Here is a 13,909-nt window from a genome sequence, read left to right on the forward strand (position 1 = left end):
GCTTTGGATGAACCGGCTGGGTTACCAAAGTTTCTTTTCTTTAGGTGACCTGCCCCCCGAGGCTCCCTCATTCATAACGAGAGTTTGCGGGTCTGGTATTCATAGTCTTGGTCGTCAATTTGGGCAAGCGCGCCGGACGCGGAGCTCTCAAATTGCTCAAGCGTTCGGCGCGCTTCTGCGGGCGTTTTGTTTCCGAGAGATGAGTGCGGCCTGACGTTGTTGTAGTCGTACCGCCAGAGCGCCAGTTTTCGACGCGCATCATCCAGACTTTCGAACATCTCTTCATTTAGACATTCGTCGCGCAAGCTGCCGTTGAATGACTCGATGAAGGCATTCTGCTGTGGCTTGCCCGGATCAATGTAGTGCCAGTCGACGCCGTTGTCGTTCGCCCATTTCAGGATTGCCCGGCTTGTGAACTCAGTCCCGTTATCGCTGACAATGCTGGCAGGCTTGCCATAGATACGCACAAGCGCATCCAACTCACGCGCAACCCGGGCACCCGAGATGCTGGTGTCGGCCATCAGGCACAGGTTCTCACGGCAGCAATCGTCATTGACGGCCAGGATGCGGAACCGGCGTGATGCCCCGAACGTGTCCGACAGGAAGTCCATCGACCAACGTTCGCCTGGCCTCAAAGCCTCTGGCATTGGTGTTCGAGACCCACGCGCCCGTTTCCGTCCACGCCGTCGCCGAACGCCCAGCTTCTCCTCGGTGTACAGCCGATACAGCTTCTTGTGGTTCATCACGTATCCTTCGCGCTCCAGCATCACGCCGATCCGGCGGTAGCCAAACCGACGCCGTTTGGCCGCGACGGCCTTCATCTCCTTGCGTATCTCAGGATTGTCCGGCGGGCGTTCACGCCGGACCGTCTTCGGATCGACACCGACAAGTCGGCAGGCCCGGCGTTGCGAGATGTCATGATCCCGCATCGCCCTGAGCGCTGCCTCTCGCCGCTCATTCGGCGTCGTCAACTCTTTCCCAGCAAATCCTTCAGCACAACGTTGTCCAGCATGGCATCGGCCAGCAGACGTTTAAGCTTGGCGTTCTCGTCCTCCATCGCCTTCAGCTTGGCCGCATCAGACACTTCCATGCCGCCATACTTGGATTTGAATTTGTAGAACGTGCCCTGGCTCAGGCCATGCTTGCGGCACACCTCCGCCGTCGGAATCCCGGCTTCTTGTTCTTTGATCATCCCAATGATCTGGGCTTCAGTGAAACGGCTCTTTCGCATTTGTTTGCTCCTTCAAGAGGTTGAGCAAACTCTACATTAAAGTGCGGGAGATTTCGGGGGGCAGGTCAGCTGCTTTGTTGTGAGCGGTAGCTAAGACCTATAGAACCGCCGCTCAACTTAGATATCCCCAAATGGCTTTTTTCACACGTTCACCAACTGACACGCGGTTGGTTTCGCCCGCTAGCGCCGCGGCATTCACGATGGCCTGACATATCGCGACAGCATCTCTTGCGGTGGTCAGATTAGCGTCAGGCTTCATTCTCTGAATAATAGATACCACCTCTTCGGCCAACTTTTCCGACAATTCCACCGCTTCGTGCTCAACGTCGAGTGACGCTTCGAAATATTCCAATTCGAGAGCCAGAGCGGGGCGGGCAAACTGGTGGGTCAATGCTGCATCAATAAGGTTTGCAACAGCGACCCGTGGCGTTTGCACATCAGCATGTTCCGAGATGGTTTTCACGGTGTTTAGAAGAACACTGCGCTCGCGCCGCAGGAGGGCAGCGACAATTGCTTCCTTGTTTGGGAAATATTGATAAAGCGTTCCAATGCTGACGCCCGCGCGTTCTGCAATATGATTTGTAGTGAGCCCTGCGCGCCCTCCATTTTCCAAAATGCGAGCAGACGCCTCGACGATTGCCGCCTGTGTTAACTGCGCGCGTGCCTGATGGGCTTTCTTTCTCGGGGAATGGGCCATCGGTCGTCTGCCTTTGCGAAATGCGAGTTGAGAATGTGAGCAATTGATCAGTTAATTCTGGATGTAATCACAACAGAACAGGATGACCAATGACCTACCGCCTCACAGTGCTAACATCGTTTTTGCTAGCGGCCTCATCTCCTACAATCACATTTGCCGAAGAGCCGCATGCGGTGCGGTATGTAAAGTTTCTAAGCCTGCATGAAACACCACTGACAATTGCCGGACGTGTCATGCTTCCGGAAGGCAAGCGCAATGTGCCGTTTGTTGTTGTCTTGCACGGCTCAGGCGGACCTAGCCTGCGTGAGGAGGGCTATCAGAATGCACTGGCCGAAGCTGGGATTGGTTCTCTAGCAATTGATGAATGGTCTGCTCGTGGAATATCCGGACAAAAAGATCGCCCCAATACTGTTATGGAAACGCTGCCTGACGTTTATGGAGCGCGACAATGGCTCATTGACGAAATGGAAATTTCGCCTGCCCAGATTGGAGTGATGGGGTTTTCGTTTGGTGGCGTCGCGTCGATGCTCGTAGCAACGGAGGAGTACAGCGCCACCTACAGTCACGATGGTGAAAATTTCGCCGCGGCAATGCCCGTCTATCCGGTTTGTTGGATTTACGGGACAGTCCCTGGATATGACTTTGCCCGGCTCGACACGCTTTCGGTGGAAATTTTGACCGGCAGCGAAGACGGCTATGACGACGATCCTGCGACTTGTCCGGAGTTGGTCTCCCGACTTACTGCCGATGAACAGACACGAGTAAAGGTTCATGTCTTGAAGGGGGCACACCACAGCTTTGACAAACCAGGTAGTGACCGATTGGTGGACGATCCGTACAGCCATCGTGGAACCGGAGGAGTTGTGCAAATGCGTTATGACCCCGCTCTAACACAGCGCTCGCACGCTCATGCCGTGGACTTTTTCAAGCGCAACTTGGAGGTCGAGTAAGCAGCGGGTCATGAAACTTACTGTTTTCTTTATGCTAAGAGCGCAAGCCTGAATGGCTTGCGCTTCAAAGACACCAGCGGTGAGAAAGCGTTGGCTGCGGCCATCCCTACCGGTGATGTCACTTTATGCTTTTTTGATGTTGAAGCTTTCAACGCCCGGGTCAGCGATGTTGCCGTTTTCGAGGCTGTAACGCCACAGATCTACCATTTTGCGATTGAGCGCCTGCCATACGCCTCTTTTTTCAACGCTGTATTGGCACATGGTCGAGATTATTCCTGCATATGAAAACGGGTTTCGGGAGTTTGAACATGCGGCTTAATAGGATCGACCTCACGGGAAAGGTCGTCCTGCTGACCAGCGCGGCTCGCGACACAGGGTGCGCGCTCCTGAGGCACTTGGTGGATGAGCAGGCAAAGATTCTGCGGAATTGGAAGTCTGTTTAGTGGCGCTTTTCGTCAATTCTCACGCTACGCAGCATTTGGTGGTATGGGCTCAAACCTGCCGTTTTCTGCGATCCGTGTTAATGTCCGCTTCGGGCTGACTGCCGTCATCCAGCAGCAGAGCTGGCTTGTGATTTCGCTGCGACGCTGCTGCTGCGCCGTCGCAATGCGGCTTTGAGCCTCAAAGTACCAGTTGCTGCGACATTCTATGAATGTCCGTTTTCAATTCTCGGAATCCTGTTTTGGTTTCGGTGCAAGAGGACAGCGAGGGCAAGCACACCGAGGCTTAGCACAGAGCAAATCGCAAATGTTCCTGCCATTGCCGCGCTGATTTGAACTGTTGAATTGCCTGCGTTGCCTCCGACACGTGCCAGAGACCAGAAAATGGCGCTGATAGTGCCTGCTCCCAGGATAAACCCAAAGTTACGGCTTAGATTGAGAATACCCGAGGCCACGCCTCGATCTTGTTTTGATACCTGCATCATTACTGACGTGTTCAGGGCGGCTAAGAAAACCTGATAGCTCGGCGCAAGCATCACGAAAGCCAGGACGAAACCTGCAAGCCCGAATAAATAAGGGAGACCCGCCATCATGCCGGTCGCTACTACCATCGCTGATGCACCAAAGAGAACGGCGCGATCGACTCCAGTTTTTTCCGTCATTCGTCCCGCCGGAATGCCACTGAAGGCGGACATGATCGGACCGACAGACATCGCCAGACCCATCTGGGCTGTCGTTAACTCAAGCCCCTCCGTCAAAAAGAACGGACCTACCACCAAAATACCCATCATGATGAGCGATACGATTGCATTCATGGCGAGACTGACGCGCAGATGCCCAGACCGCAGCAAACCAAGCGGGACAATTGGCGACCTGGAACGTTTCTCAATCCAAAGGAACGCAAGGAATGCGCCACCAGCGGCAATTGTGATCATCGCGCTCGCAACATCAAAACCATCAGCCAAATCGGAAACGACGAAGGTCAGGGCCGCCAGAAAAACGGCCAAAGCGCTCGCGCCGGGAAGGTCAATTCCCTTGTATTCGTCGGTACGTCTAGCTTTTTGTATATAGAGCAAGCAAAGGATAAGTGCTGCTACGGCCAACGGTATTTGCAACAGATAAACGGCTCGCCAGCCAAAAGCAGCCACAACAGCGCCTCCAACGGCAGGGCCAGAGGCTGTGCCGATCGCCGACATTGTTCCTAGCGCTCCCATCCAACGCCCGACCTGGCTGGAGGGAACAAAGTCGCGGACCAGGGCCAATGGCATCGACATCATTCCGGCAGCTCCTATGCCCTGGATAAATCGACTGGCAATCAACATCGGCAATGTGGGCGCTTTGAACGCAAGGAACGCACCCAAAATGTAGAGACACAGACCAACGACAAGCATAGTGCGCTTCCCAAAGAGATCACCTGCGCGCCCGACTGGCACGATGAGAGCTGTGGTCGCCAGGATGTAGGCAGAAACCACCAAGGCTGAGTTCATGCCATGATTCCGGAAGCCGTCCGACAGCTCTGGCAATGTGACAGCAGCAGTACTGATCCCCAGCGACGCCAGAACAATCGAAAGGCTGGGGCCAGACAGAACCGCTAATGTCTTTTCTCGATCTGAAGATGTGGAAGATTCGTTCATCCAAACTGCTCCATTGCAAAAACTGAATACAGAGCCTACGACTTGAAGCTAAGTTCAAGTCAAGAGGTGTTTGTATGGACAAGCTTCTGGATATCTCAGAGGTGTCGGATCAGTCAGGGGTGAGCACTTCGGGGCTGCGCTACTATGAAAAAAGAAATCTCATAGGTGCGGTTGCTCGCAACGGGCTGCGCCGCCAATACGAGCCAGAAGTTCTCCAGAAGCTGGCGCTGATCAGCCTCGCGAAATCGGCTGGGTTCACGCTAGAAGAGATAGGATCAGTACTAAACCGACCCGGAGCAACAGTCATTCCTCGCGACGCGCTGATCGACAAGGCCAGCAATCTGGAAGATCAAGCCAAACGATTGGTCATTCTTGCCGACATGATGCGTCATGTTGCGAACTGCCCCTATGAGGACCATTTTGAATGTTCTCGTTTCCAGAAACTGTTGAAAGTTGCCACCCGAGTTAAATCCAATTGAAATGCGGAAATCGCGGAGCAGACATTGGAGCATGTGCAGCGAAAGCCTCCATTTGTCCGCAGACTGTGAGTTCGACCAGGCCCAGATTATGCGCTTGCAGCGAATGTCGGAAATACGGGCTGCGGTCGCAGAATTTGGGAGCATCGCCGAACGGCAGCTTCGGGCTGGGAGCGGACATCGGGCATCTCGCGAGGCTTGCCGCATTGCGGCAGACCTGCTGCTGCACCGCCGCAAGTCGGCTTGGAGCCCATTTTGACCAATGCTGCGCGGTGAAGGAATGACTGCTTCAGTGATCCACACCAGTCGCCGCACGCTGATTTTTAAGGTTCCTGGCCAGCTCGCCGGAGCTTTCCGAAACGCAGAACGACGCTGTCAGAACGGCCGAACAGGTAAACAATCCATTTTACCATGGGTGGACCCATCTGCGCCTTACGAAGCTGATGATAGCGGCGGCGTATTCTCGCCCGTCACGGGATCGTAGCGCCCACCGCCGAGATTGCCGTGACCCCAGGACATAAGTGATAACAGAACCGGCTCCAGCGAGCATCCTGTTTCGGTTAGCTCGTAACGGTATCGAACCGGCCGGTTCTGGTATGGTTCCTTCTTCACGAGACCTAGCTCGACAAGCTTCTTAAGGCGGGTTGAGAGGATATTCGTCGGCACCCGCTCTTCGCTGTTTTGAAGCGCCTGGAAGGTCGCCTTATCGTGCCACATCAAATCCCGGACGATCAGCAGCGTCCACTTGTCCCCGATCAGGTCGAGGCTACGCGCGATAGAGCAATGCGAGCGGAAGTCGGGCGCGTTTTCATTGTCATTTTGTCGGTTTGTGTGGGCCATGCCCTCTCATAACATAGTCACTTGCAATATAGAAGCCACTCTGACATAAGGTGACTTGCAAAAGTGAAGTTACTAAATAGAGACAGCGGATATGGAAGATTCAAAAAGGACGGTCCTGGCCCATGCCGCTGCCGCGATAGCTGCCCTCAGCGCGGGCACGGCCGTCGTCGCCACCCGGTTCGTTGTCGGGGACATCGACCCGATCTCGCTGGCTTTCTGGCGGTACTTGATCGGCTCGGCCTGCTTCCTGCCCGTCCTGCCAATGCTCTGGCCCGCGCACCGGCTGAAAGCGGGCGACATCGGGATGATCGCCGTGTTGGGCGTGCTGTTCTTCTGCCTGTTCACCTGGGGCTTCAATGCGGCATTGGAAATTGTACCCGCCGCACGCGGGGCTGTCGGCCTCGCAACCGTCCCGATCCAAACCCTGATTGTTGCCGCCCTCTTCGGGCGGGAGGCGATGGGCGCGCGCAAGCTCTTGGCGGTCGCACTCGCCTTTGCAGGCGTGGCTGTCGTTTTCGGCCCAGCCGCCCTCGGCGAAACACAAGCGAGCTTGTGGCGCGGCGATTTCTACATGCTCGCAGGCGTGTTCTGCGCTGCGCTCTACTCCGTGTTCAGCCGTTCCAGCTTACGCGCGCATGGCCCGCTTTTCGTCACCTCGCTGGCTATGATGTTCGGGGCTACCGCGCTGCTCGGACTGTCGTTTGTCACCTCAGGCCGCCCGACTTGGCCCGCAATTGACAGAACCGGATGGGCCGCGTTGATTTTCCTCGGGACCTTCGCGGGTGCGGTACAGTTCGCACTTTTCACATGGGCGCTGCGCTGGCTGCCGCCTTCCACTACGGTAATCTACATTGCGCTGAACCCGATAACCGCCGTTATTCTCGGTGGGCTGCTTCTGGGCGAGGCGATCAAACCCGTGCTGCTCTTGGGTCTCGCGCTGGTGCTGGCGGGGATCGGGCTGAGCGCGGGGTTGCTAGGGCGGAGACGCCAAACATGACCACGGCAAGCCCTGTCCGTCGCCGTCACGATCTTCAGCAGACGTTCCAGCAGGTGTCTCTATTGGGCGGATAGCAAAAGCCGACCTTGGATTCGGAGCCTACAACGGAAGAAAAGTCCGCGTTGCTGACCTTCACGGGTTGGACGATGCTGCGCTTAGTCGCCAACGGCCGCTTTCGGCACGCTGCAAGGCGGCGGCTTCAGGTCGCGCGAAGGTCGGCTTTGGGCCGGAAGCAGACATGGCGTGTCTCTTCAAGCATCATGCCGCCCTACTTACTCTTGTATTTGTAGAAGGTGCCTTGGCTGATCCCATGGCGCCTGCACACGTCAGCCGTCTTCTCGCCTGCTTCCTGTTCCTTGATCATCTGAATGATCTGTTCGTCAGTGAATTGCGTCTTTTTTCGTCCGTCCTTAAGTTGGGGGGACTCTACACAAAACTGGAGGAGATTCAGGGGCTCAGGTCAATTCAGCCTCACATTGTTGCCAACCACGTGGCGTCAACTTAAAGTAATCTTAAGCATTTTAAAAATGCAAATGAGGAAATTTAGGATATGGCCGGAGCAACTGTTGAGCGTGTGAACCGTGCCGATGGAAGTTTGCTTTACTTCGAATGGCACGGCACACCGCTTGCTGATGACATCCGGGGTTACGGTGGCCAGGACAATCGAATTTTCAGTGGCGCTGGAGACGACGTTCTTCGGGTCGGGCGCTTTACGGAGCTGATATTCTCGGTCTTGTCCGGAGAAGAAGGCAACGACACCCTGGTCGGCGGATTGGGCCGGGACCAATTGGCTGGAGGGACTGGTGCTGACCTGATGCGCGGAGGCCCGAACGATGACGAGTATTTCGTCGACGACGTTGGTGACGTCGTGGTTGAGCGGGAGCGTTGGGCCATGGGAGAAGCTGGTGGTGACTTGGTTATCAGCTTTATCGATTTCAATTTGTCAACAGATGGTATTGGCATTGAACGACTTTGGCTCGTCATAGGCGCGGTGTACGGCACGGGCAACCGGCTCGATAATGAAATCCGTGGCAGTTTCGACAACAACATCCTCGACGGCGGTCGTGGTGTCGATACCCTCTATGGCGGTGGTGGCAACGACACGTTCCATCTGCGCACTCCGGGGGATGTCGCGGTGGATAACAGTAGGTTTGGCAGCTACAATTACTTCGATCATGACATTGTCATCGCCCATGGCTCTTTCCGGATGGATAAGGGGATGGAGGAAATCCGTATCCAGGACATGATCGGCAAGACCGGAAATCCGGTGCAGAACCTCACCGCCGTGGGAAATGAGTGGCACAATGTCATGACCGGCAACGCCTATAACAACAACCTTAACGGCCTTGGCGGGGCGGATACGATGACCGGCGGCACCGGGGATGATACGTTCGTCTTTGCCACCGATTTCAACCCCAACCACATCGACACGATCACCGATTTCGGTGTGGGCGACGACCGGCTGCTGTTCAAGCGCAGCCTGACCGAGCTGCCCAGCGGCGCGCTGGATGCGGAGGCTTTTCATCTGGGCGACACCGCCCAGACCGCCGACCACCGCTTCTTGTTCGACGGCACCACGCTGCGCTATGACGCGGATGGCGATGGTGCGGGAGCTGCGGTTGATGTGGCCGTGTTCAAGGGGGCCCCGATCTTGACGGCGGGAAGTATCTTCATCACCTGACGACCGGTTCCGCCCTGATCTGTCCCTTAGCTGACCAGACCAGCGGCCAGATCGCGCAGCCGTGTGGGCAGCGCATCGATCGTCGTATTTGACCCCAATTTCAGTGTTCTGCGCCCGGTATGCGAGATTGCGCTCAGGCTCCAACCCAACAGAAACGCGGGTTCGGCCAGGCGCGTCATGGGATCGAACGGACCCGTGCAGTGCTCGCCATCCAACCAACGCCAATCCCCCGTCCCGGTGACACTGATTTCGCCATCGGTATTTTGGATCGACAGGCAAAGCTGATCGATAATTCCAGCCCGACCCGCGCGAATATTCAACGGCACGGGATCAGTCGGCGCAAGGTTCGGAATGTCCATGATCGGCGCAAATCTGATCTCGACCACGGCTTGCGACACACCCAACCGGTCCATCATCTGATCCAACGAGGCCTGCAGCGGGAAATACCCGTCGATGACGTCTTCGAAGGGATATAGCGCTGTTATCGTTGCTGCCGTCATACCCTAGAACAGCCCGAAATACTCTTGGTGCTCCCAATCGGATACGGTCATCAAATAGCGATCCCATTCCGCGCGTTTGAGCGTACTGAGGTAGGACTGAAAGCCCGTGCCCAGCGCGGATTTCACCAAATCGCTGGCCTCGAAGGCTTCGATGGCGGCCAAAAGGCTGATGGGCAGCCGTGCCGCGCCTTCGTAGGGCGTTTCCGTGGGTGCAGGTGCCTGGAGCCCGCGCGTCAGCCCGTCCAGCCCCGCCAGGATCTGCGCGGCGAGTGCGAAATGTGGGTTGGCCGACGTGTCCGCCACCCGGTTTTCAACCCGCGAGGCCGCATCGCCCGGTGTCAGCAAGGCCCGGATCATCGCGCCGCGATTGTCCCGCCCCCATTGGATGAGGTTCGGCGCCAGTTGGAACGGTGTGAACCGCTTGTAGCTGTTCACCGTCGGGTTGGTCATCAGGCAGCAGGCCTCGGCATGCTCTAGCAATCCGGCGATCCAGCTGCTGGCCTGCGGGGTCAGGGCCCCATCCGGCCCGGGCATAAAGACCGAAGCGCCCGACAGATCCTGCAAGGACTGGTGCATATGCCAGCCGTTGGCGGCGGCGTTGGGCAGACCGGGTTTCGCCATGAAACTGGCGTGTAACCCACGGGCCTGACAGACCTCTTTGACCATGGTGCGGAACAGCACAAAGCGGTCGGCTTGGGTCAGCGGGTCCGAGGGGGCAAAGGTGAACTCGAACTGGCTGGGCCCCATCTCGATTTCCATCGAGCGCGGCTCTAGTCCCAGCCCTTGGGCCATGCGGCGCAGCGCGTCCAGCAGGTCTTCGGCCTCGGCATAGCGGGTCTCTGTCAGATATTGATAGCCCTGCGTCAGGTTCTGGGTCTGCACCGGCGCGGGCGGCATGGTGGCCTGGGAATGATCCAAGGCCGGGTCAGTCACGCGGAAGACCTGGAATTCGACCTCCAGGCCAAAGGTCGCGCGATAGCCGGCCTCTTCCAGTGCCGCAACTGCACTCGCCAGAACCGAGCGGGACGATATCGGCACCGGCTGGCCGCCCCGTTGCTCGACGTCAGACAGGATGATGGCGGAATGCGGGGACCACGGCAGCGGATAGAACTGCGACGGATCGGGGCGCAGGATCACATCCCCTGCCCCGCCAAAGGACTGATCCGAAACCTCGACATCCGCGCTCCAGACTGGAAAGACCGTGCGGTGCGCGGTGTCTTTCAGCAGCAAGGTCGAGGGCATCCCGATACCCGATTTGAAAGCCGAGGCCATTGCCTCGGCCACAATGGTTTTGCCCCGCAGGATGCCGTGCTGATCCACGAACATCACCCGAACGGTTTCGATGCCTTCGGCCTCGATTTGCGCCAGAACCTGCGCGATACGATCTGTTTTCACCGGCATCCCCTATACCGAAGCGTCCCAAGGACAATCCGCGCGACGCGCCATATCTGCGGCATGGCTGGCCTGTTGCCACTGTTCCGTTTGCGCAACGGCGTCATTCGACAACGGCCCGACAATCAACTCCGCTGCCGCCGTCTGCATTGGCAGCGCCTGAGCGCCCGCCGAGGCCAAATCCGCAATCGCCTTCCGCAGGATGCGACGATAGCGAATGATTGCAACATCCGAGAGACCCAGATGCTCTTGGGTTCGGTCCTGAATGGCGCCCATGCCTTCGACCGCCCACTGATCGTGCACGTTAATGTCCATGCCCATGCCTGTATAGGTCTGGGTCGCCTGCTCTTGGGGATCGTAGTGATAGTTGTTCTCGGCGTTCTTCAGCGGCGCATAGTCGGGCAGGCTGTGCTCTTTCAGTCGCTGGGCGCGCATCAGATCCTTATCAACCGGGTTCTGGAAGCTGGTGAAGATCGTGAACCAATAGCAGTTTTCGTCGTCCACCGGCACGTGCCACTGAGTGATCGTCATCTCGCGCGACATGGGGATGCAGATCGCCTCGGGGAAGACCTGGTTGGTCACCCGCACATGTGTCTGGCCGTTTTTCAGGTGACGCAGAGAGGTGATCTTGAGCCCATAATCGGTTTCATCGACGCTGATATCCGGGCGCGGATATTCCCGCAGAACCTGAGTGATCGGGATATCGGTATGCGCGGCTTTATCGCGGAACTGCTTGCCATAGCTGTCAGCGGGGTCCTCATCCTCGAGGAAGCGGTGCAGGAACGAAGCATGTGCGGGGTCGATGCCAATCTCCAGCGCTTGCAACCAGTTGCAACGCCACAGCCCCTTGAAGGCAAAGACATGGCTGTCGGGCGCACGAAAGCAATCGAAATTTGGAAAAGGCGGCGCCTCGCTGGGGCCCATATAGGCGAAGATAATGCCTTTGCGTTCAGTCGCTTGGTAGGTGGGGCCTGCGGGATCAATCTCGATCTCAGCGGCAGGGGGGCAATCGGTGGGGGCGGCGCCCGTGGGGACGATCCGGGTGGCCAGGCCCAGGCTGCCATCCGCCCCCTGAACCAGCGCCAGACGTTCCCCCATCAGGTTCACGGCAACTGGAAATCCGTTTTCAACTTCGTCAACAAGCGCGGCGGGCTGCCAATAGTGGCGCAGTACCGCGCCTGCCTCGGTGCCCGGTCCAATACGGGTGATCTGGTCGTTCAACTCTTGGCTGATCATGCGACGGCCTCTTGTTCTGAAATCATAGCGTAAACCACACCGTCCTCTTCGCGCACGGGGATCATGGGAACTTTGATTTGGGTATACATCTTGGACCCCTCCGGCTCGGCGGGTTGTTCGACACATTGGCCGGTGCGATCAAAGTGCCACCCGTGGAAGGGACACCGCAGGCCGTTGTCTTCCAACCGTCCAAAACACAGATCCGCGCCGCGATGCGGACAATGCCGCCCGATCAGGCCCAGATGGCCCTCGTCGTCCCGGAACAACACATAGCGCTTGCCCTTCAGATCGATGGGAACCAAAGGGCGGGCACCTGCCAGATCCGAGGATTTCGCGATGACCTGCCAGCTGTCAGCGGAGGGGGCGGCGTCTGTCATTTTGTCGTGGACCTTCCATATTCTGGTTGTGTCACTTCGCATTTTGTGCGATTATCGCACATTAATGCGTTAATTGAACATATCTTTCAGAAGGGCATCCGTCAACATGAGTGACAACGCCAGCGCGTCGACATTTGCCAAGGGCCTTGCTGTCCTGGATTGCTTTGCGGATGGGCGCACCGATCTGACCATGGCCGAGATCGCTCGGATCACCGGCTTTGATCGCGCCACCGCCCGCCGCCTGTGCCTGACCCTGGAAAGCAGCGGATACCTGTCCAAACGCGACAAGTTCCTGAACCTGACCCCCAAAGTGGTGGCCGTTGCCGGCGGATATCTGACCGCGCAGGGCATCGGGCGCTCAGTGCAGCCGGTGCTGAACCAGTTTGCGGAAGAACTGGACGGCGAGATCGCCCTGGCCGTGCGCGATGGCACCCGCGCCATCTATATCGCGCGTTCGGCCGTGGCCAGCGCGCGTCGCTCTTTTGGGTTTTCAATCGGCAGCACCCTGCCCCTGTTGCCGACCGCTGTCGGTCGCATGTTGTTGGCCAACTGCCCAGCCTTGGAACGTGACGCCCTGATCAAAGCTTGTCCGTTGGAAAAATACACCGAAGCCACGCAGATGAACCGCGCCAGCATTCGCGCGGCAATCCTGCGCTGTGCCGAACAGGGGTTCGCGCTCAGCACAGCCGAGTTTGAAATCGGCGCTTCGGGCCTGGCGGTGCCTATCCGGGATATCTCGGGCACCCAGGCGGTTCTGTCCACCTCCGCCACTGCCAACCAGTTCGCACAAGAGCACGAGGTGGATCGCATTCTGGACATTCTGCGGCGCGCTGCGATGGGCTTGCGCTCGTAGCGTCTGTTATATGGCGCATCAAACGGGATGCCCGAGAACTCTGGTCGGCGACAGGCGTGTTTGAGGCCTCTAGGGGATAAGAATTTGCCCGCGCTGATAGCTGGCGCTGTCTGTGCTCAGATCGTCATACAGAATCTCGACTTCCACCGACTGCACCGAGTTCGGGGCCAGCCCCATGATCGGCATCGCATCATTGTCGATCATCGCGTTCGGTGCCGCCATGTCCAGATGGCAGGGCGGCATATCATAGACCTGCATCGCGCCTCCATTCACCGAGTATTTGATCTGATGCAGCCCGCAGCGCCACGACAACAACTGCGTGAAATACAGAATATCCTGCCCTTCATACAGGCGCACCGCGATCCATTGGGGCTTGGTCGCGGTCATGATCATCTTGATTTCACCGGCCGTGGTGAATTTGCCCGAAGGCGTCTGATCCTCGGCCTCGAACTGCACCAGCGGAGCGGATTCGACAACCGCCTCTGCCATACCCGCATCGCCCAGCCCGGCGCTCCCTCCTGCGCTGCCACCAGTGCCGCCACCGGCCGCAGCGGCAATTCCCAAAAGCAACCAATCCAACATGATGAAATCCTCTTCTTTTAAAT

The 13,909-nt window shown here is 57.5% G+C and carries 15 protein-coding genes and 1 pseudogene; 6 read left to right on the plus strand and 10 right to left on the minus strand.

What is annotated here, in order from left to right; all coding sequences use genetic code 11:
• Positions 1–71: 71 nt before the first annotated feature.
• Positions 72–1,231, minus strand: a protein-coding gene (locus tag ACXADQ_RS17935; protein ID WP_475324273.1) for an IS3 family transposase whose coding sequence is annotated in 2 segments (ribosomal slippage) — positions 72–982 and positions 982–1,231 — 1,161 coding nt in all. Because the reading frame shifts where the segments join, the coding sequence is not laid out codon by codon here.
• Positions 1,232–1,343: 112 nt separating this feature from the next.
• Positions 1,344–1,928: a TetR/AcrR family transcriptional regulator gene (locus ACXADQ_RS17940; protein ID WP_475324276.1), complete on the minus strand. Its 585-nt coding sequence runs from the start codon at positions 1,926–1,928 to the stop codon at positions 1,344–1,346.
• A gap of 89 nt (positions 1,929–2,017) precedes the next feature.
• On the opposite strand from ACXADQ_RS17940, the gene ACXADQ_RS17945 reads away from it, so the two are divergent.
• Positions 2,018–2,878, plus strand: a complete 861-nt coding sequence (locus ACXADQ_RS17945; RefSeq protein ID WP_475324279.1) for a dienelactone hydrolase family protein — start codon at positions 2,018–2,020, stop codon at positions 2,876–2,878.
• Positions 2,879–2,935: 57 nt separating this feature from the next.
• On the plus strand, positions 2,936–3,163 hold the full coding sequence (locus tag ACXADQ_RS17950; protein WP_475324282.1) for a hypothetical protein: 228 nt from the start codon (positions 2,936–2,938) through the stop codon (positions 3,161–3,163).
• A gap of 361 nt (positions 3,164–3,524) precedes the next feature.
• Here the strand turns inward: ACXADQ_RS17950 and ACXADQ_RS17955 are convergent, their stop codons facing one another.
• Positions 3,525–4,952, minus strand: coding sequence for an MFS transporter (locus ACXADQ_RS17955; RefSeq protein WP_475324285.1), 1,428 nt, complete (start codon positions 4,950–4,952; stop codon positions 3,525–3,527).
• A gap of 74 nt (positions 4,953–5,026) precedes the next feature.
• Between ACXADQ_RS17955 and ACXADQ_RS17960 the strand changes: the two genes are divergently transcribed.
• Positions 5,027–5,431 (plus strand): helix-turn-helix domain-containing protein, encoded by a 405-nt coding sequence (locus ACXADQ_RS17960; protein ID WP_475324289.1) that lies wholly within the window; start codon positions 5,027–5,029, stop codon positions 5,429–5,431.
• A gap of 429 nt (positions 5,432–5,860) precedes the next feature.
• On the opposite strand, the gene ACXADQ_RS17965 is transcribed toward ACXADQ_RS17960, so the two are convergent.
• Positions 5,861–6,268 carry a winged helix-turn-helix transcriptional regulator gene (locus ACXADQ_RS17965; protein ID WP_475324293.1) on the minus strand — a complete coding sequence of 136 codons (408 nt, stop codon included), beginning with the start codon at positions 6,266–6,268 and terminating at the stop codon, positions 5,861–5,863.
• 91 nt (positions 6,269–6,359) lie between these two features.
• On the opposite strand from ACXADQ_RS17965, the gene ACXADQ_RS17970 reads away from it, so the two are divergent.
• The gene (locus tag ACXADQ_RS17970; protein ID WP_475324297.1) at positions 6,360–7,265 is read left to right on the plus strand and encodes a DMT family transporter; all 906 of its coding nucleotides are present in this window, start codon (positions 6,360–6,362) and stop codon (positions 7,263–7,265) included.
• Between the two features lie 271 nt (positions 7,266–7,536).
• On the opposite strand, the pseudogene ACXADQ_RS17975 reads toward ACXADQ_RS17970, so the two are convergent.
• Positions 7,537–7,716 (minus strand): annotated as a pseudogene (locus ACXADQ_RS17975) (transposase); the annotation flags it as partial.
• Between the two features lie 99 nt (positions 7,717–7,815).
• Here ACXADQ_RS17975 and ACXADQ_RS17980 point away from each other — a divergent pair.
• Positions 7,816–8,946: a calcium-binding protein gene (locus ACXADQ_RS17980; RefSeq protein ID WP_475324300.1), complete on the plus strand. Its 1,131-nt coding sequence runs from the start codon at positions 7,816–7,818 to the stop codon at positions 8,944–8,946.
• 26 nt (positions 8,947–8,972) lie between these two features.
• Here the strand turns inward: ACXADQ_RS17980 and ACXADQ_RS17985 are convergent, their stop codons facing one another.
• Genes ACXADQ_RS17985 through ACXADQ_RS18000 form a run of 4 tightly spaced genes read right to left on the minus strand, consistent with a single transcriptional unit; the run spans position 8,973 to position 12,451 of the window.
• Positions 8,973–9,446: a hypothetical protein gene (locus tag ACXADQ_RS17985; protein WP_475324303.1), complete on the minus strand. Its 474-nt coding sequence runs from the start codon at positions 9,444–9,446 to the stop codon at positions 8,973–8,975.
• A gap of 3 nt (positions 9,447–9,449) precedes the next feature.
• Positions 9,450–10,847 (minus strand): glutamine synthetase family protein, encoded by a 1,398-nt coding sequence (locus tag ACXADQ_RS17990; RefSeq protein WP_475324308.1) that lies wholly within the window; start codon positions 10,845–10,847, stop codon positions 9,450–9,452.
• A 3-nt stretch (positions 10,848–10,850) separates the two neighbouring features.
• The gene (locus tag ACXADQ_RS17995) at positions 10,851–12,074 is read right to left on the minus strand and encodes an aromatic ring-hydroxylating oxygenase subunit alpha (RefSeq protein WP_475324311.1); all 1,224 of its coding nucleotides are present in this window, start codon (positions 12,072–12,074) and stop codon (positions 10,851–10,853) included.
• A complete protein-coding gene (locus tag ACXADQ_RS18000; protein ID WP_475324315.1) occupies positions 12,071–12,451 on the minus strand; it encodes a Rieske 2Fe-2S domain-containing protein in 381 nt (126 codons plus the stop codon). The genes ACXADQ_RS17995 and ACXADQ_RS18000 overlap by 4 nt, the downstream gene beginning before the upstream one ends.
• A gap of 106 nt (positions 12,452–12,557) precedes the next feature.
• On the opposite strand from ACXADQ_RS18000, the gene ACXADQ_RS18005 reads away from it, so the two are divergent.
• Positions 12,558–13,304 (plus strand): IclR family transcriptional regulator domain-containing protein, encoded by a 747-nt coding sequence (locus tag ACXADQ_RS18005; RefSeq protein ID WP_475324318.1) that lies wholly within the window; start codon positions 12,558–12,560, stop codon positions 13,302–13,304.
• 69 nt (positions 13,305–13,373) lie between these two features.
• On the opposite strand, the gene ACXADQ_RS18010 is transcribed toward ACXADQ_RS18005, so the two are convergent.
• On the minus strand, positions 13,374–13,886 hold the full coding sequence (locus tag ACXADQ_RS18010) for a hypothetical protein (protein ID WP_475324322.1): 513 nt from the start codon (positions 13,884–13,886) through the stop codon (positions 13,374–13,376).
• Positions 13,887–13,909 lie beyond the last annotated feature (23 nt).

It is taken from the genome of Thalassovita sp. ABM4_323 (assembly GCF_056158665.1).